The organism is Gracilimonas qinghaiensis (assembly GCF_046602855.1).
Taxonomy (GTDB): domain Bacteria; phylum Bacteroidota; class Rhodothermia; order Balneolales; family Balneolaceae; genus Gracilimonas.
This window is the reverse complement of the sequence record NZ_JBKINJ010000001.1, coordinates 1,999,264-2,018,067: the sequence shown is the minus strand read 5'-3', so window position 1 is coordinate 2,018,067 and position 18,804 is coordinate 1,999,264. Positions and strand designations below refer to the sequence as shown.

Genomic DNA, 18,804 nt, shown 5'->3' with positions numbered 1-18,804 from the left:
TCAGATTTACTCAGTTTTCATAGTATACTTTGGCGGCTGTGAGTAATACATCCCCACTGATCCGTTCTTTATAATTAGGATTCACGTAATTGAATTTAACGATACCGTCAGTATTAAGGATATAAACTGAAGGAACAGGTAACAGATGATGATCATATCCGGAATCTCCCTCCAGATCAAGTCCGATCGATCTGTATTGGTCAACAGTTTCCTGATCCACCTTGAAAGCAATACCAAAGGCCTTGGAAGCATTCATGGGGCTGTCAGATAATAAAGTATAGCCCAGATCACTGTTATTCAAGGTAGATCTCAGTTTCTCAGGCCGGTCGGGACTAATTGCCAGTAATTGATATCCAATTTCATAAAGCTGATCTTCGATCTTATGCAGGTCAGAAAGCTGCTGATTGCAATAAGGGCACCATCCTCCGCGGTAAAAGACCAAAATGGCAGGTTTTAGTGAAACCAGTTCTTTCAAGCGTATGGTTTCACCATCAATATTCTTCAATTCAACATCCGGTATCTCAGAACTTATAAGTATAGGGTTGACTTTCTCAGCACTTTGGGCAGGCTTTTGCGCAAAGGCTGTGCTAAAAAAACACAAAGAAACTAAAACTCCGGCAAACAGAAATGAGAAAGATCGATACATCTTAAGTAGGTAATTAATTATTAGTTATTTAATGAATTCTTCATGGAACTAATGAAAAGCGCTCAGCCTTTATTATAGCACATATATTCAACAAAAAGTAAACTACTACCTATGGATACCCAAAACGTTTATGAACTGATCACCGGAAAGCTGGAAGGATGGCTGACAGCCGCAATTGAAATGCTGCCTAACCTTGTTTTAGCGCTGTTAATTATAGTTGCATTTTATGTGCTGGCAAAAGTGATCAGGAAACTTGTAAGCAATATGCTGTCTCGTGTTACCGATAATAAAACGGTGACAGGATTGGCTGAAACCGTACTTGCAGTACTTGTATTGGGTATTGGACTTTTCTTTGCGTTGAGTATCCTGAATCTTGATGGTACTGTAACTAGTCTGCTTGCAGGTGCAGGTATCATAGGTTTGGCTTTAGGTTTTGCATTTCAGGATATTGCAGCGAATTTTATAGCCGGGGTGTTGCTTTCCATCCGACACCCATTCGGGATCGGAGATATAATTGAGACCAATGGATTGTTTGGTACTGTTGAAAAATTGAATCTGAGAAATACGATAATACGAACACCTCAGGGGCAGTATATGTACGTACCAAATAAGGTGGTTTATGAAAATCCATTTACTAATTACACCAAAACAGGAAAGCGAAGAATCGATCTTGCTTGTGGTGTCTCCTATGGTGACGACCTTGAAAAAGCCAAAGATATTGCCGTCGAAACCCTCTCTTCACTTGATCTGCGCGATGAATCAAAAGACGTAGAGTTTTATTACAATGAATTTGGCGATAGCTCAATAAATTTTTCTATCCGGTTTTGGATCAACTATAATCGTCAGCCTGATTATTGGGGAGCACAAAGTGAAGCTATAATGGCTCTTAAAAAGGCCTATGACGATAACGATATCATGATTCCATTCCCAATTCGGACCTTAGACTTTGGTATCAGGGGAGGGGAGAAACTGAATACTGTGATGGATACCAATAAATGATCAAAACCTCGGGTTAACGACATTATTGTATATGGAGCCAAAGTTGAATTCAAATCCAATTGAGCCGCCGTAATTATAGGAAGTAGCTTGCTGTTTTAGATTGAGCAAGCGTTCTTCTTCGGTGAGTTCCCCTGCAGGCAAACTGATCTGATCATTAATGAGTGAATATCTTCCTGAAAAGAAAACCGACAGGCCTTTAACGATCCGCATGTTAACTCTAACGCCCATATTCAGCCGGTTCTTGCTAAGGTCGTGCATATAAGCGCCGGCATCTCCCCATCCATAAACCCCACCCCATGGCTGGGTGAAATCTGCACGAAAGGTTAATTCGTTTCTCCAGAGAAATTCCTCTTTAACATTAAGTATAGTAGTCTCAGAGTAGTTGTATTGAGAGCCAAGAATGCCATATCTTAAAGTGATCTCGCGTTGGTTAAACTCATTATAGGGGAACAGGCTGTACTCAATGGATGGTGTTGCTCCAATACTAAGGTCGATGTTATCTTGTGTAGATGACCGAATTCTGGAATATCCTCCAACAGTCCAATGGTCACCCAAACTCTTTGCGATAAGAGAAGTGAAGTTCTGATTTTCAGTAGTGAAGACATCAGTGTCAGTTGTTCCGTCATCTGCGTCGGTTCTGAATGTTCGGCGATTATAATTTTGTCGGTATGAAAAATCTATTTTCCACTCATCGGTAATCCGTCTTGCATCAAAATTCCCACCCAGTCTGAAATTATCTCTGGATTGCTCACCACTAAAGCTGGTACTTAATCCAATTTCAAATGTCCAGCTATTCCAGGGGTCACTTACTTCAAGATCTTCTTCATCTTCAGATATGGTTCCGGTAAAGTCGACTTTCAGATCTGAAAATACACCGCGATCTCTAAGAAAGTGGATCAAACCCAGCTCAACATGATTTACCAGGCGGCGTCTCATCATATCATTGGTATCAGATTGAGGGCTGATGAAAACGATAGTATGATCTTCATCAGGAGAGTGACCGGGGGCCATGAAATCTAGAGTATGTTCCCATCCGCCACTGCCGGTTCGCTGTAGAGTTATAAGTAAATGCACCTCGGCCACATCTTGATCTCGCACAAAGTTAACGTAGTCGATTTCTGATCGGATAAAACTGCTGCTGCAACCCCTGCAATCCAGGTATACATTTATGGTCTGCCTTGATCTGCGGTCAGTGTCTTGAGCTAGAACAAATGAAGGTGTCAGATATAGAAAAAGTAATAGTAATGGAACTAAGTTAAATTTTTGAATCAATGATCTGTAGATGGAGCGTTGAATTATTTTTTCAAATATAACGAAGGTGCTTATTAAGCTTTGCAAAAAAAGCTAAAATTCATGATCTGATTTTTTTGTCTTATCAACGGAATACGGGTGATGAACGGTTTCTTTTACTGTATTATTTTTGGGGAATTGGAAAAGAAACTTGAGACAAGGGTGCAAACTCAGTGAGAAAGAAGTACTTGAAATGCACTCATGGCCAGTACGGCAATAGTTACCCAAAGCCCTACCGTTTTGGCTTCAGATTTTTCCAGGGCCTCCGGAACAAGATCTGCAAATACCATCCAGATCATTGCACCGGCGGCTAATCCAAGTCCAAATGGAAGGTATTCTTTAAAAACTTCAACAAATAGAAAAGCAGGTATAGCCATTAATGGCTGGGGCAAGCTAGAAAAAATACTCCACCAGACGGCTTTAATTGGAGATGTACCCTGTGGCACCATAACTAAACTGATAGCAAGTCCTTCAGGTATGTTATGAATGGCAATAGCTATAGCGATGAATACGCCAAATTCCATAGTACTGGCAAAAGAAACACCCACGCTTACACCTTCGGCAAAAGAGTGAACTGTCATGATGCCAAGGAACATCAGCATCTGTTTACGTTTCCCCCCGATCAGATCTTTAACGTCAACCTCACCGCGACTTTCCATCCACTTATGTGAAAGTACAACAAGCACCACTCCGGCTAGCATGCCACCAATGGTCATCCACTCACTGGCGTTGTAACCTTCCCTGATCAGGCTAAAACTGGCAGCAAGCATTAATCCCGAAGCAGCAGCATTAGATTTACCTAACAGCGAAGGTGAAACATCTTTGATAAAAAAGAATGGTACAGCGCCCAGGCCTGTAGTTACAGCGGTTAGAAGAGCATATAAAAAAACCTGAGTAATAGGTGCCGAAAGAAATTCTAGATCCATTTTAATGTATTTTCAGTTTCGCCACGATGATAAAAACATTGATATTTATATACTAACTAAATAAGCTGTTTTAAGCCGTTCATTTGGCTTTTTGACTTAAAAATTAAATGAAAAGGAAAAATAGCTATCAATCTTCACGCATAATTCAATATTAATCAGTTTACTAAGCTCTTGAAAATAAACACGAACAATAATTCATAAAGAAACAACATGTACTCTTACAAAAACTTTTTTTTAGCTGCTTTAATTATTTCTGTGTTAGGCGGATTTCAAGGTTTATCGGCGCAGGACAATTCAGGCAATACCGATAGAATTGATGAACTGAGGGAAAAGATAAAGAGTGAATCCTTTAATCTTAGTACAATGATCCTTTTCCAGGGAGATTTTGCCTTCGATAAAGATGGAGCTGCAGGTACAAGAGGCTTTAATGTTCCTCAAGCTCGTTTTAAACTTGATGGTAATCTTGACGGAGGATTCAGTTATAAACTATATGCAGATCTTGCTGATCAGTTCACTCTTCTGGATGCAGAGATAGGATATATGCTAAACGAGGATCATCAGGTGATAGTAGGGGCCCAGAAACCCGGTTTTAGTAGGGAGTTTTTAACAGGACCTCAAAACATAGATTTCTACAGAAGAACATTCGCTGTAGTTGCCCTGACCCAGGAACGCGATTTTGGTATTCGTTTTGCCGGTGACCTGAGTGAAAACGTGAATTACAGTGTAGGAATGTTCAATGGAAATGGACTGACAACAAATAATGATAATAATTTTTATTACGTAGGGCGGCTTGGTTATCGTTCTATGGTTGAAGAATCCGGAAGTATTGACGGTGGATTGAATTTATCTTACGGTGAGTTGAGTAACAGCTCAATAGCAGGAGGGATACTTCCCAATATCGATGGCGACCGCTTCACGTATGGCGGTGATATCCGTTTTGAAAATGAAAGCATGATACTAGCTACAGAAGTATTAGGTGCTAATTTGGAGTATACAGGATTTGCAGAATCAGATGATGTCTTTGGTTTCCATCTTACGGGTGGGTATAAAATTGATAGTTATTCGACCATTTTGATGAGATATGAAACTTTTGATTCAGATCTTTTGGGTGCAGGTATAGATCAGGACCGTATATTATTGGGATATACCGGAAATCCATCTGCCCAAACGAGATACAGGATAAACTATCTGATGCCATTGAATGATGGGGCGGAGTTTATGGATCATGGGTTAGTAATCACTATGAGCTTAGATTTTTAGAGCCGCATACTATTTGATCGCATTATAAAATTCATAAAACCTCTTAAACGAAGAGATTTTATGAATATGAAGAGATTTTGCTATTTAGCTACCTGATCAGGCTGCTGTTTCCAGTCTACGACTTTGATAAGAATGTAGATTCCTATCAGTATCAATGGGATGCTGAGAACCTGCCCCATGTTGATAGGCCAGTTCGCTGCAAAATCAGCTTGTGGTATTTTGGTGTATTCCAGAAAGAATCTTCCAGAGAAGAGCAGTATCAGGAAGGTGCCAAAGAGTGAGCCCTCGGGAGGTGCGTTCTTATATTTTTTATAGATCCACCAAAGGACTGCGAAAACAGCAAGACAAAGAACTGCCTCATATAACATGGTTGGGTGACGTGGCACCATGCCCATTGGTCCCGGAAGATTAGTGAAGATAATTCCCCAGGGGGCATCGGTTTCATGGCCAACAATCTCGGAGTTAAAGAAATTACCGGTTCGTATAAAGGCACCGCCTATAGCTGTTGGAATAACCACACGGTCTGCCAGCCACCAGAAGTTCATTTTTGGTGTTTTCTTGGCCAGGTAATACATGGCTAATACAATGCCGATAGCTGCACCATGACTAGCCAGCCCACCATTCCAGACTGCCAGCACCTGATCGAGATTGCGCAGATAGTAGGAAGGGTCATAGAAGATCACATGGCCTAAACGGGCTCCGATCACTGTTCCCACTAATATCCAGGTAAGAATGCTTTCCATTTCCTCGACTTTGCGTCCGGCATCTTTCCATAACTTTACACCAAACATATATCCGGAAACGAAGGCTCCGGCAAACAGAAGTCCATACCAGCGGGGAGAAATGGGGCCTAATGAAAAGATTTCGGGATCAACTCCCCACGTTAAGTTATCAAGCAGTGCTAGTATCATAGGATGTATTGAATGGAAATTTATGATCTGAAAATAAGAAGCTGTGAATGATAAAAAAATTCAATTCAGGTTATGTTATCTAAAATTAAAATTCGCAGCCTTTTCAACCGCACATACATGGCCTAAAAATCTCCGAAGCTTCTGGCTTCTGGAGATAGGTATAGGAAGGCTTAGCCTTCCATAAGGGCAACCAAGTAAGCATTGAAATTGACTGGGTTAGATAAGAACCGGTTGCCTGTAAGTGGAGGCACAGCCTCCTGCAGCTGGTACTTTGAAGCAGGATGCTTCAAAGATCCATAGATAAATAGATGATGATAAATTGTGGATAAGAAATAAGTTTTTTGATCCTGATCCTATTATACATCTCCGAAGCTTCCAGCTTCAGGAGATAGGTAAAAGGAAGGCTTAGCCTTCCATAAGGGCATCCAAGTAAGCATTGAAATAGTTGAGGTTGGATGAGAAGTTGTTGCCTGTAAGTGGAAGCACAGCCTCTGGGAGCTTGTACTTAGAAGTAGGATACTCAAAAGATCCACTGGGATATTGAGGGTGTTCTTTAGTATTTCCATGAAAAAAAGCAGGTGTTAAATATTGCTTGACAGAACAAAGGATAGTTTTAAATTAAAGTTATGTCAGGGTATAAAATATATAATCAGCAGCAAGCGCATTTTATTACTTATTCGGTAGTTGACTGGATAGATGTATTTGTAAGGCCCATGTATAAAGATACGGTCGTGGAAAGTTTGAGATACTGTCAGGATAGTAAGGGCTTGCGTATTCATGGATGGTGTTTGATGACAAACCATATTCACCTGATAATTAGTGCACAAGAAGGAACGAACCTCTCAGATATTTTAAGGGACATGAAACGGCATACGGGCAAAACAATCCTGGGGGATATGCAGAAAAATAACAAGGAAAGTCGTAGAAAATGGATGCTTTGGATGTTCAGGCAAGCGGGGAGAAGGAATAGGAACAATGAAATATTTCAATTTTGGCAGCATAACAATCGGCCAATAGAGATCACGACAAATAAGTTCTTTAACCAAAAAATGAATTATATCCACTACAATCCGGTCAAAGAAGGATTTTGTCACAAGCCAATAGATTACCCTTATAGCAGTGCCCGGTGGTATTATGAGAAGAAAGGGTTGATAGAAGTCGACGAATTACTGATCTAGTAAACTATCTATAAATCTGAGAGTGCGTTTGATAAGAACTGGTTGCCTGTAAGTGGAGGCACAGCCTCCGGGAGCTTGTACTTTGAAGCAGGATGCTTCAAAGATTAATTTAACATCTACAAAAACTTTGAGTTGAGTAGCACGTACTGCTTAGCCGTAATCATTCAATAATTGCCCCTCATTTTTTCAGCTAATTCCATATACTTGCAATACAGATCAACAGGGAATTAACAGGTGAATTTTGCAACAAGATCGAAGATTTGTAAGGCCGAGAAAACAATTGGTTGAGCATTTGAAAAAGAAAGGGATAAAAGATCCAAAGGTATTGGCAGCCATCGGTAAAATACCCCGGCATAAGCTAATTGATACAGCATTATATCCAAAGGCATACAATGATACGGCGCTTCCAATAGGGATGGGGCAAACCATATCTCAGCCCTTTACTGTAGCAGCACAAACCGAATTACTGGCTATTGAACCCGGTGATAAGATCCTTGAGATCGGGACCGGTTCGGGATATCAATGTATGATCCTTTGTGAAATGGGAGCCGATGTATACAGTGTAGAAAGGCATAAAGAGTTGTATCACCGTGCAAAGGAGTCACTTAGAGAATTGGGATACAGCGCCATGCTGAAAGTTGGGGATGGGACCCTTGGTTGGTCGGCATATGCACCTTATGATGGTATTGTGGTTACCGCCGGCGCCCCCGTAGTGCCCGATGACCTGGTTCAGCAGTTGAATATCGGAGGACGGTTGGTGATCCCGGTTGGGGATGATGAAAAACAAATGATGCTGCGCATAACGCGAGTTGGAGAAAATGAATTTGAGCGGGAAGAACTGGCTGACTTCAAATTTGTGCCTCTTATCGGTGAAAAAGGTTGGGGAGAATAAGATTGTCTGATCAAAATACGACTCGATCTGAAGATGTCACCACCTTTAAAGAAGCACCATTTTTAGCACTTAAAGGGTTTTTGATGGGTTCAGCTGATATTGTGCCCGGCGTAAGCGGGGGAACCATGGCACTGATCGTTGGAATATATGAGCGATTGCTGAACGCCATAAAAAGTGTGAACGGCAGGTTCATCAAACTCTTCTTTACCTTTAAATGGAAAGAAGCATTCAGTGAGATCCATCTGCTGTTTCTCGTTTTTTTATTTGCCGGTATCTTTGCCGCCCTTGCTTTTTTCACCAAGGTAGTACCCCTTCAGGTGTATATGTTTACACATCCTGAGATCGTATTCGGGCTCTTCTTCGGGCTTATACTGGGTTCCATATATATATTGATAAAAGCCCTTGAGCGATTTACAAAAACAGAAGTAGTGGCACTGGTTGCCGGAGTAGCATTTGGTTTCTGGATCGTATCTCTGGTTCCGGCTGATACTCCCGAACATCCGGCCTTTGTGTTCTTAAGTGGTTCTATAGCTATCTGTGCAATGATACTGCCCGGAATATCCGGTTCATACCTATTGCTGATCATGCGAAAATATGATTACCTGCTGTCACAAATTGGTATGCTGGGTGGAGTAGAAACCTCTGAGGGACTGATCGGCCTGCTGCCTTTTATACTTGGAGCTGTGGTTGGACTGGCGCTTTTCTCACGTTTTCTGTCTTGGTTGCTTTCAAGATATCACCCGCAAACTATAGCTGTGTTGATCGGGTTTCTGATCGGTTCTCTTTATGTGATCTGGCCGTATCAACACAGAGAGTATGTACAAAAAGTTAGTGTTTCAGAAGTTGTTTATATGGATGACCCGATGGCACAGGCACTCAAAGAGGATCCGCCGAATACTGACCTTCCCGAGTACAAGAGACTTGGTGAAGTCAAGAGTCCGGATTCCAGTTTCGACGAAATGAAGCAGGTTGAGATCGAGACGGTCAAAAATAAAATGATCAGATCGAAACCATATATACCCGGATGGGTCGGTTCAGAAGAGAGTGACAGCCCAAATGTGTGGGGTGGTGTGATAGGAATTCTAGTTGGAATTGTAATGGTTGGGGGACTGGATCGCCTCAGGGATAAGTAAAGGCTGAAAATTTATGATATAAACTTTTATAACATAGGGTTGTAACATTGTATTGGTCTGAGTTATTTTATAATAAACGAGTAAAATCAATAAAGGAGTCATAATGAATATTAAGCGAGTATTAATACCTACCGATCTTTCCGAAAAATCCAACGCCGCTCTGGCGTCAGCTGATCTGTTCATAGATTCCTTTGACTGTGTTGTAGACCTGATGCATGTGATTCCCATGTCGAAATATCTGGGAGACAGTTTTGACAAGATCGGCGTGCCTTTGAATATGAATAAGGATGTGTATCCCAAGCTGATCGAAAGTCAGCGTAAGGAATTAAGTACTTTTGCGAACAAGCACATCAAGAAGAAAGAGAATCGCGGTGAGTACATTGTAACCATCGACCGCAAGCCGTCTGATTCTATCCTGAATCAAATAGATAAAGGGAATTATGACCTGGTGATCATGAGTGCAAGGGGTGCCCACTTTGCTGACTTCTTTCATGGAAGTGCCACAGATAAGGTCATCCGCAGATCAAAAACACCGGTTCTGACCATGTCTGAGACCATGCTTCTTGATAAGATCAACAACATTGTGGTTCCGTGCGATTTTTCAGAGCATTCCTTAGCTGCCATTCCGCTGGCATTTGATATGGCCCTAAAATTCGGAGCCAAGATCGAATTGCTGAATGTTATTGAAATGTACAGCCATGATATTCATGGTATTGAACCAACTACGTTCGGGATCGATGAAAAAGCTGTTTACAGCGGGATAAAAAGCAGGCTCAAATCTTATTTTGATGATCATGAAGATCACAACTTCAGCGTGGTTGATGGAGATGAACTGTATGAGGATACGCTTGTATTGACGGAAGATGGAAAAGAATCTTCTGTAGCAATGGATACTGTTATTTTGAAATCGATAGCAGCGCACCATGAGATCGTGGATTATTCCAATGAAAATGGTGACTTGGTAATAATGAGTACGCACGGTCGCTCAGGGTTGTCACGAATGTTGCTTGGATCCACTACAGAACAGGTCATACAGCACTTGAATAAGCCACAGATCACCATCAAACCCGACCTTGAAAAGTAAGGGTCTTAAGTAGGGCAATTCTTCATTCAACCTTCACAGATTTCTGTTATGTTAAAATAACAGCTAATCAACATGGAGGTTGCGATGAAAGCTCGTCATATTCTTGTACCAACCGATTTTTCCGAAGCTTCACTTGAAGCGATCAAAATGGCTGCTAAGTTTGTAGAATGGTATGGCAGCACAATCGATCTGATTCACGTAATACCGCTTATCAGCTATTATGATGAAAGTATGCAGCACCTTGGGGTCCCATTTGATATGGAGAAGGATATTTATCCCAAAGTGATGAAACAAACCAGTGAACAGCTACACGATCTGGCTGAGAAGTACATTCCCAAAGAACATCGTGGACAATTGATCAATCTGGTAGGCCGTAAACCGGCGCAGGTGATCGCAGAACAGGGCAATAAGAGTCAGTATGATCTTATCATAATGGCGAACACAGGTGGACATGAAACCGATGACATCAGGAGCGGATTGACAGAAAAAGTGATCCGTTATGCTGAAAAACCTGTGTTGAGTATCGGAAAAGCATTTGATAAAAAATCCATCAACGAGATCCTGGTTCCGGTCGATGGTTCAGAAGAATCTGCAAAACCATTGGTTGATGCCTATGAACTGGCAAAGACGTTCGGTGCCAAGATCGTTCTGATGCACATCATAGAGCCCTATACCTTAGGCATGGAAGTTATGCCAATGACCATAGAGGACGATAAGGCAGTATATGAAAAACTGATCGAAAACATCAGTTATTATCTAAATGAGCACCCTGAGCTGAAACTCAGCATCAAGAGAAACGAGGTAGATTTTGATGACTTCCTTGTAAAAAATGATGAAGATACCAAGGATGGCGTCAAGGTATTAAGTATAGTGAAGAAAGGCTTTTCTGCACATACTGAGATCACAGATTATGCAAACGAAGAATCGGACCTGGTGGTAATGAGTACGCATGGCAGAACCGGTATCGCAAGGGTACTGTTAGGTTCCACAACTGCCATTGTGGCTCAACACCTCGAAAAACCATTAATGACACTAAGACCCGGTTAAACCTCCGGTTGATATAGAAGTTGAAGCCTGTGTATGGGAACATACATGGGCTTTGTTTTTTTGATCAAAGTCGGCCTCATCCAATGATTAAAATATTCTGTATGTAATTATGGAGAGATAGTCTTAACATCAGGTAAATAAATGTTATGCTGGCATAGGGTATAAATAACAAAAGCCGTTCAAATTACGGCAAGTGTTCAGCAGTATTTGGAATTCAGCAATAAAGATTCAGCTATGAAAGAGTTAAGAACTGAAGTTGTCATTCATGCGGAAGTTGGTATAGTGTGGGATATTCTCGTCGATCTAGATGAGTACAACGAGTGGAATCCCTTTATAACAGAAGCCCGCGGAACATTAAAGGAAGGAGAGCAGCTGGATATTCGGATCTCACCACCTGGCGGGAAGCAAATGCAGTTCACACCGATCGTGAAAAAGGCCGATTACTTACACGAGATACGCTGGAAAGGACAACTTTGGATTCCCGGAATATTTGACGGTGAACATATCTTTGAGCTTCACGTTAGGGGAAAAGAAACGTGTATTTTCAGGCAACGGGAAAAATTCAGCGGAATATTGGTTCCGTTTTTGTGGAATAAGATAGAGCCGCAAACGAGAGAGGGATTCAGCCTGATGAATCAAAAACTAAAAAAACGAGCCGAAGCAATTGCCATCAAAAGCAGAGCTGAAAACGTATCCAGGTCTTTGGGTAATGGCATAGCCAGGGTTTCGTGACTCGGCAAAATGGGATCAGAGAGGCTTTTAAATTGATCCCCGGTTCATTATCAATTTAAAAGAAGTCAAAATCCTCGTAGTGAATATTCCCTTTGGGCACATTAATTATTTTAAGTTCATTTAATAATTTCTGTCTCATTTGTTTGGGGCCACAGATGAAAATTGCCTTTTCTGCAAGATCAGGAATATCCCGGGCATCCAGAAAACCGTTCGTGTCGGCACAAAGCAGATGAATATTGAATCCGGTGAATTGTTTCTCGAATTCTTTGAACTCACTCAGATAGACTGCCTGCTCTTTTGTGTCTACACAGTAGTATAATTCTGCTTCAACATCCGATGGCTGAACTTTCAGATGTCTAACCCAACTAAGAAAGGGAGCAATTCCCACGCCCCCGGCTATCCAGACCTGACTTTTAGATTCTTGTTTGTAATCGAACCGGCCATATGGCCCTTCAAGTAGTGCTTTTGCGCCAGTATCCAGATTTCTGTAAAGGTTCCGGGTATAATCACCAAGAGCTTTTACCATTATTTTTATCTTCTTTCGGCCGGGAGCACTGCAAACTGTAAATGGATGGGTTTCGCGGGTAATTTCAGGAGCAATAAAACTGAAAAAGTAAAATTGCCCGGATGTGAAAGTTATGGCTTCTTCTGACTGCAATGTTATCTCCATTACTTGGTCACTCAGCCTGTCAACCTTTGAAACTTTAAACTCCGGCTTATGCAATATGTATTCCTGAAGGAATGATCTATAGACCCAAGCAGCTACGGCCGCAAAAGATATGATGAGCAGATATAGAAATAATAAAGGAGCGGCAGAGGCCAAGTTATCCAGAGAAAACAGATGAATGGCGCCCAAAATAAACACAACCCCCATAAATTTGTGCGTTAATTTCCACTTGTCATATGGAAGTTTGATGACCAGTGTCAAGAGCATAAGAATGATCAATCCCCACAGTGACCAGCTGCCGAAATCGACTGCCCATTGTCGGTGCACGGGAAAGATATACCAGAATGTCTTGGCGATATCCTGTGGTATCCATCTTATTGCCAATAAAATTGGATGAACCAACAGCAGCACAAAAGCAACCTTAGCAATATTATGATGGGTATGATACATTTTATCCAATCCGCCAAAATAGGATTCCAGCCATTTAATACGTGCGGCCAGAACAAATGTGATCGCAAAAAAAGCGAATCCGGTAAGGGCAAAAAGCTGACTGGAATAAATAAAATAGCCCTTGGTGTTGTGACTGAGCGTTGTCTCAGGATAGGCAGTAAACCAAAGTGGGATAACCAGCAAGGGGAGCAGCCAGAATAAGCGTGGGCCAATCTTCCTTTTGTCTATAATTTTTTCCCCGTTTAATAGTGCCATATTATCTGAAAGATCATAAACTGCTCATTTTCTCAAGACTAACGGTTAGTAATCGATGCGTAACCATGAGTTGAGAACACCATCATTTCTTTAGAAGATTAAAAAGAGAGCTAACAGTTTTCGGTCAAGAGGTCTTCGTATTATTGGTGAATAACGGAATTTTAATTACGACCTTGTGATGAACTTTTAATGAAGAATACAGGAAAAGAGCCAGTGAATGGTGCAGATATGTTATAAGTATAGAACTAATAAGGACATCACTGTTAATGATATCTTATAATTTTATGAGAATTTGATTTTCATATCCGTTAGTTAGGGTAACTAACAATCCCATATTAATATGATAGGCCGTTAATTGGTTTAAATAATCAGTACTTTAAATGTACAATTAGGTCCGTGCACATATTAAATATCACCTCTTTCATTGTCATATGGAGGCACTATGGACGATCATTACAAAGAGCAAGCCTACCAGCTGGCCAGAATAGGCCATTGGGAGCTCGATGTGGCAGACAAGCAGCTCTATTGGTCTGAACAGGTGAAACGCTTGCATGAAGTTTCTCTTGATTACCAACCGGATTTAGAGTCGGCACTAGACTTTTACGAAAAGGGCTACCATAGAAACGTAGTGGAAAAAGCGGTCGCCAAGGCTATTGAAGAGGGTAGATCGTTTTCCTTTGAATCGAAAATTACTACGGACAAGGGAAATTCCTGTTGGGTTAGGGTTGTCGGCGAGCCTGTAATGCAATATGACCGTTGCGTGCGTTTGTATGGCAGTACGCAGGATATCACGGATAGAAAGACCATGGAGCAGCAGATGCAGCAAGAACGTGATCGTATCAGTGAAGCGGAACAAGAGAAAACCCGCATGCTTGAACGCATCGATGACGGGTTCTTTGCCGTGGATGATGACTGGATCGTCAGGTACTGGAATAAAAGAGCAGAAAAAATATTAGGTGTTGCCAAAGACGAAGTCATGGGATACAATCTTTGGGAGGTATTCAGAGAGGCTCACGAGCTTGATTTTCACGATGAGTATCATAAAGCCCTCAATGAGCAAGTGACGGTCCATTTTGTAGAACATTTTGACCCGCAAGATAAGTGGTTAGAGGTAACCGCCTACCCATGTGAGATTGGGCTGTCGGTGTATTTCAGAGACTTCACAGAGGAAATGCATTCCAAACGAGACCTTTTGGAAAAGCAGAAGCAGTTGCAAAATATAGCAGATAATATTACTGGTTGTATTCTTCGTTATCGGCTTCATCCTGATAATAGCGATGAACTGGTGTATGTAAGTAAGGGTATTGAGGAGCTGTTTGAGATCACCCCGCAGGAAGCGATGGGATCTACAGAGGTGCTCTGGTCACAGTTATCCGATGGTCATTATAAGAAAGTGAGAGGAGCCATTGAAGCCTCAGCTGAGAACCTGACGTCATGGGATCAAACGTTTAAAATAGAAACCCCCAGTGGTCGCCAAAAATGGATTCATGGGAGGGGGACTCCCCAGCGACTCGAAGATGGCAGTGTTCAGTGGGATATGACCGAACAAGATATATCGAAGCAAAAACAGCTGGAAAAAGAGGTCAAGCGGCAGGTTACCCTTCTAAATCATATCCTGGACAGCCTTCCGGGCTTGTTTTTTATGGCTAATGAGGATTTAATGTTTGCCCGAATAAATCGACATGGGGAAGAGCTATTTGGGCAACCGGCCGAAGATTTGCAGGATACTAACATTTTAGAATTCGTATTACCAAGTAAAAAAGCCGAGGCCAAACAAGCTATCCAAAAGATTTATACTGACGGCTATGCCGAACATGAAACAATACTTCTGGATGCCGTCGGCGAGGAACATCATTATTACATTTCTGGTACGTACTTCGAATCAAAAGGTAAAAGATATATTCTGGGCAATGGCCTGGATATTACTGATCGTGTTGAGGCGGAAGAAGAAAATAGGGTACTGCTCCAAGAGGTACACCACCGGGTTAAAAATAACCTAGCTATAATTTCCGGAATCCTCGGTTTGGAATTGGATGAACTATCTGTTGACAGTATAAATCGCTTACCTCTTGAACGAAGTGTGAATCGTATTCAAGCGATTGCAAAAGTTCATGAAATGCTTTACAAGAGTACCAGCTTGTCACAAATAAACGTCAGAAAATATATCTCCGAGCTTGTTACAACTGTCACTAATACGCTACAGGGAGAAGAAGAAATTGACATCAGATTGGAGGTCGATGATATAGAGATGAATATCAATGAGATCATCCCCTTGGGAATGCTGTTAAATGAGCTATTAACAAATTCTCTGAAATATGCTTTCAAAGAGCAAGAGAATGGAGTTATAATTCTGGATATAACCAAAAACCAACAAGCCTATAAAGTGAAGTACCTAGATAATGGCCGGGGGTTTGACCGCAGTGATTTCGAAGATTCAGCGTCTCTGGGTTTTACAATTGTGAACCTATTACTACAACAGCTGCGAGCAGACTATGATCTGGAGACCAAAGATGGATTCGAAATAAGCTTTAATTTCGGAAGCCGGGAAAGGGGAGCACATTCTAATCTATAGAATAATATAAGTTATGATAAAAAGGGAATTGAACAGGAAATCGAGAATACATTGAAAAATTACAGCATATGGAATTCACAGCAATCAGTAGATTTGAAGTAAAAAATAATATGGAAGCTAAGGTCCGCAAGGCTTTCAAAAACAGACCCGGATTTGTAGAAAACGCTGATGGTTTTGTAGGACTCAATGTGTTATCACCACAGGGCAGTCCGGCTGGATTTTGGTTAATTAATCAACGGCAAGACGAAGAGTCATTTAATCACAGGCACAAGCATCATCGGAGTGAGTCCCACCAATTTATCCCAAAAGGATTAAAACTCGTGAAACGGAGTTTTAAAGTTGAATTCTTTGATCATATAACTTCATAAACAGGACCATTTCTATGGTAGATTCCAAGCTTACACCGGCTACAAACTTGAAGGAACACAGGCATGAGCTGGCTCAGGAAATAACGGAGCTGCATTTTAAAAATCATCCTGAACTGGAGGAAAAATACGGTGATAAAGGCCGGGAAAAATATTATGAGGATATTGTATCTCATATTAACTACCTGGAACAGGCTGTTCGGGTAAACAGTAGCGCCTTATTCAGTAATTATCTGGATTGGGCTCGTACCATGCTCAAAGAAAGAGGCATACCTGAGAGTAATCTCATTGAGAGTATCTCATTTATGAAGGAGGCGATCCAACAAAAACTAAAGCAGGATGACGCACAAAAGCTGGTTGAGTTTATTGATTCAGGTTTAGATTCGTTACAGATTCATTCCTCACAGAGTAAAACATTTTTGAGGGACGGTGAACCGTTGGCAGAAGAGGCAAAGACTTATCTTGATCTGTTGTTGGGTGGTGAGCGCAAAAAAGCCGCTGACCTTATTGAGGAATTAGCAGAAAAGGGTGAATCCATCAAAGACATATATAAGCATATTTTTCAAAAGACACAGTATGAGGTTGGAGCTCTCTGGCAGAATAACATGATCTCGGTGGCCCATGAACATTTTTGTACAGCTGCAACTCAGCTTATTATGTCTAATTTGTATCCTCGGATATTTTCCGTGGATAAAAAGGGCAGGAAATTAGTGGCTTGCTCTGTAGCTGATGAACTGCATGAAATTGGGATCAGAATGGTGAGTGACTTTTTTGAAATGGAAGGCTGGGATACTCATTATCTGGGGTCAAATATGCCCGATGAACATTTGGTTCAATTACTTAAAGAAGAAAAACCGGATATATTGGCAATATCTGTAACCATGCCGTTGCATATCGATAGGGCAACAAAGCTTATTAAGAAAGTAAGAGAAAATGAGCAGACTGCTGATGTTAAAATTATGGTCGGGGGATATCCATTCAGTATTGTGCCCGATCTGTGGAAAAAGATAGGGGCAGATGCATCGGCGGCATCTGCGAAAGAAGCCATCAAAATCGCAAATAAACTTATACTGAATTGACTACATCAGACACAATTTTGCCTGAAGGATTTGCGCTTCTAATTAATGAAGATGGAGCCATTACGGAAGTTATTCATGATACCTTTGATCTGTTTTCAGGGGGATCTGAAGTTGACATATCTTTCGTAAACCGCTTAAAGGGTGATAGCATTGAGAAGGGCTATCGCCTTTTGGAAAATATTAATAATCATGGCGTAGCCTACGACTGGGAATTACATATAGGGAAACAGGATCATACGAAGTTATTCAACATTTCCGGGGTCAAAATAGAGAAGGGAATTTTGTTGATCGGGTCACCGGATCCCAACGATATCGAACAATTCATGAATGGTTTGATGAAGATGAATAATGAACAGATAAATAAACTGCGGCTGTTCATGAAAAAAGATCAGGAGGGTGATACAAAGCAGAATGACTGGATGTTGTACAATGATATGAGTGAGTTGAACAATGAACTGGCAACCACTAAGCGTCAACTCATGAAAAAGACAGCTGAACTTGAGCGGTTGAATGAATTCAAGAATCAAATGATGGGGATGGCAGCCCATGATCTTCGAAATCCCCTGATGCTCATACAAAATTTCTCAGATTTTTTAATGGACGACCATAAAGAGGAAGACCTTTTTACGGAAAATCAGTATATGATGATAAAGGAGATCAAAGGAACGAGTGAGTATATGGTCCAAATTATTGAAGATATGCTTGATATGTCTTCGTATGAATCAGGAAGTATAAACCTGGAAAAAGAAACCATAGATCTTGTTCAGTTAATCGAGGAAGTAGTTTCTTTGAGTCGTTTTTCCGCCAACAAAAAAGATATTGTCATTAAAACGGATCTTCCCGATTCATCAGTCAATAAAGAAATTGATGGTCATAAATTCAGACAGGTACTGGATAATCTTTTGTCGAACGCCGTTAAATATTCAAATTCTGACACTGAGGTTGAGGTCGGCATTAAAGAAACAGCTGAGGGTGAAGGTGTTACTATTTTTGTAAAAGATCATGGGCAGGGTATTCCTGAAGACGAGATAGATAAATTATTTGTGCCTTTTTCCCAGATCAGTGTGGAAGCTACGGCGGGTGAGAAAAGTACAGGTCTGGGTTTGGCAATTGTCCAAAACATCGTAGAAGCCCATGGAGGAAAAATTGAAGTGGACAGTGAAGTAGGTGCCGGGTCAACTTTTTTCATAAAAATACCTTAAAACAATGCAGCGCTCACCGGTAAGAGGGACTAATTGTGTGTTTGATTTAAATTGTGTTGATGGTTGAATATTAAAAGATCTGAAGACAAGGCCACACAGCTGAGAAGCTTTTTGGT

The 18,804-nt window shown here is 41.1% G+C and carries 17 protein-coding genes; 12 read left to right on the top strand and 5 right to left on the bottom strand.

Annotation, left to right across the window (positions count from 1 at the left end):
- Nucleotides 1–10 precede the first annotated feature (10 nt).
- On the bottom strand, nucleotides 11–646 hold the full coding sequence (locus ACKGJO_RS09015; protein WP_411323092.1) for a peroxiredoxin-like family protein: 636 nt from the start codon (nucleotides 644–646) through the stop codon (nucleotides 11–13).
- A 111-nt stretch (nucleotides 647–757) separates the two neighbouring features.
- Here ACKGJO_RS09015 and ACKGJO_RS09010 point away from each other — a divergent pair, with 111 nt between their 5' ends.
- Nucleotides 758–1,645: a mechanosensitive ion channel family protein gene (locus tag ACKGJO_RS09010; protein WP_411323091.1), complete on the top strand. Its 888-nt coding sequence runs from the start codon at nucleotides 758–760 to the stop codon at nucleotides 1,643–1,645.
- On the opposite strand, the gene ACKGJO_RS09005 is transcribed toward ACKGJO_RS09010, so the two are convergent.
- Both ACKGJO_RS09005 and ACKGJO_RS09000 read right to left on the bottom strand, forming a co-directional pair.
- Nucleotides 1,646–2,743 (bottom strand): hypothetical protein, encoded by a 1,098-nt coding sequence (locus tag ACKGJO_RS09005; protein ID WP_411323090.1) that lies wholly within the window; start codon nucleotides 2,741–2,743, stop codon nucleotides 1,646–1,648. It abuts the gene before it with no gap.
- Between the two features lie 362 nt (nucleotides 2,744–3,105).
- Nucleotides 3,106–3,861, bottom strand: a complete 756-nt coding sequence (locus ACKGJO_RS09000; protein WP_411323089.1) for a ZIP family metal transporter — start codon at nucleotides 3,859–3,861, stop codon at nucleotides 3,106–3,108.
- 210 nt (nucleotides 3,862–4,071) lie between these two features.
- On the opposite strand from ACKGJO_RS09000, the gene ACKGJO_RS08995 reads away from it, so the two are divergent.
- Nucleotides 4,072–5,121, top strand: a complete 1,050-nt coding sequence (locus tag ACKGJO_RS08995) for a porin (RefSeq protein ID WP_411323088.1) — start codon at nucleotides 4,072–4,074, stop codon at nucleotides 5,119–5,121.
- A gap of 80 nt (nucleotides 5,122–5,201) precedes the next feature.
- Here the strand turns inward: ACKGJO_RS08995 and lgt are convergent, their stop codons facing one another.
- Nucleotides 5,202–6,032: a prolipoprotein diacylglyceryl transferase gene (lgt, locus tag ACKGJO_RS08990; protein ID WP_411323087.1), complete on the bottom strand. Its 831-nt coding sequence runs from the start codon at nucleotides 6,030–6,032 to the stop codon at nucleotides 5,202–5,204.
- A 626-nt stretch (nucleotides 6,033–6,658) separates the two neighbouring features.
- On the opposite strand from lgt, the gene ACKGJO_RS08985 reads away from it, so the two are divergent.
- The 6 genes from ACKGJO_RS08985 to ACKGJO_RS08960 all read left to right on the top strand — a co-directional run bounded on the left by ACKGJO_RS08985 (nucleotide 6,659) and on the right by ACKGJO_RS08960 (nucleotide 12,098).
- Complete coding sequence (locus ACKGJO_RS08985) at nucleotides 6,659–7,210, top strand: REP-associated tyrosine transposase (RefSeq protein ID WP_411323086.1); 552 nt, start codon at nucleotides 6,659–6,661, stop codon at nucleotides 7,208–7,210.
- Nucleotides 7,211–7,451: 241 nt separating this feature from the next.
- Nucleotides 7,452–8,102 carry a protein-L-isoaspartate(D-aspartate) O-methyltransferase gene (locus tag ACKGJO_RS08980; protein ID WP_411323085.1) on the top strand — a complete coding sequence of 217 codons (651 nt, stop codon included), beginning with the start codon at nucleotides 7,452–7,454 and terminating at the stop codon, nucleotides 8,100–8,102.
- A 2-nt stretch (nucleotides 8,103–8,104) separates the two neighbouring features.
- Entirely contained in the window at nucleotides 8,105–9,235 is a 1,131-nt protein-coding gene (locus ACKGJO_RS08975) for a DUF368 domain-containing protein (protein ID WP_411323084.1), read from the top strand.
- A gap of 103 nt (nucleotides 9,236–9,338) precedes the next feature.
- On the top strand, nucleotides 9,339–10,319 hold the full coding sequence (locus ACKGJO_RS08970) for a universal stress protein (protein ID WP_411323083.1): 981 nt from the start codon (nucleotides 9,339–9,341) through the stop codon (nucleotides 10,317–10,319).
- A 72-nt stretch (nucleotides 10,320–10,391) separates the two neighbouring features.
- Nucleotides 10,392–11,366 carry a universal stress protein gene (locus ACKGJO_RS08965; RefSeq protein WP_411323082.1) on the top strand — a complete coding sequence of 325 codons (975 nt, stop codon included), beginning with the start codon at nucleotides 10,392–10,394 and terminating at the stop codon, nucleotides 11,364–11,366.
- A gap of 234 nt (nucleotides 11,367–11,600) precedes the next feature.
- Nucleotides 11,601–12,098, top strand: a complete 498-nt coding sequence (locus ACKGJO_RS08960) for an SRPBCC family protein (protein ID WP_411323081.1) — start codon at nucleotides 11,601–11,603, stop codon at nucleotides 12,096–12,098.
- 55 nt (nucleotides 12,099–12,153) lie between these two features.
- Here the strand turns inward: ACKGJO_RS08960 and ACKGJO_RS08955 are convergent, their stop codons facing one another.
- Nucleotides 12,154–13,470 carry a ferredoxin reductase family protein gene (locus ACKGJO_RS08955; RefSeq protein ID WP_411323080.1) on the bottom strand — a complete coding sequence of 439 codons (1,317 nt, stop codon included), beginning with the start codon at nucleotides 13,468–13,470 and terminating at the stop codon, nucleotides 12,154–12,156.
- A gap of 442 nt (nucleotides 13,471–13,912) precedes the next feature.
- On the opposite strand from ACKGJO_RS08955, the gene ACKGJO_RS08950 reads away from it, so the two are divergent.
- From ACKGJO_RS08950 to ACKGJO_RS08935, 4 genes are all read left to right on the top strand, one after another.
- The gene (locus tag ACKGJO_RS08950) at nucleotides 13,913–16,042 is read left to right on the top strand and encodes a PAS domain-containing sensor histidine kinase (protein WP_411323079.1); all 2,130 of its coding nucleotides are present in this window, start codon (nucleotides 13,913–13,915) and stop codon (nucleotides 16,040–16,042) included.
- Between the two features lie 68 nt (nucleotides 16,043–16,110).
- Nucleotides 16,111–16,410: an antibiotic biosynthesis monooxygenase family protein gene (locus ACKGJO_RS08945; RefSeq protein WP_411323078.1), complete on the top strand. Its 300-nt coding sequence runs from the start codon at nucleotides 16,111–16,113 to the stop codon at nucleotides 16,408–16,410.
- 14 nt (nucleotides 16,411–16,424) lie between these two features.
- Nucleotides 16,425–17,486: a cobalamin-dependent protein gene (locus ACKGJO_RS08940; protein WP_411323077.1), complete on the top strand. Its 1,062-nt coding sequence runs from the start codon at nucleotides 16,425–16,427 to the stop codon at nucleotides 17,484–17,486.
- The gene (locus ACKGJO_RS08935) at nucleotides 17,483–18,688 is read left to right on the top strand and encodes a sensor histidine kinase (RefSeq protein ID WP_411323076.1); all 1,206 of its coding nucleotides are present in this window, start codon (nucleotides 17,483–17,485) and stop codon (nucleotides 18,686–18,688) included. Before ACKGJO_RS08940 ends, ACKGJO_RS08935 begins: the two co-directional genes overlap by 4 nt.
- The last annotated feature ends 116 nt before the right edge of the window (nucleotides 18,689–18,804 follow it).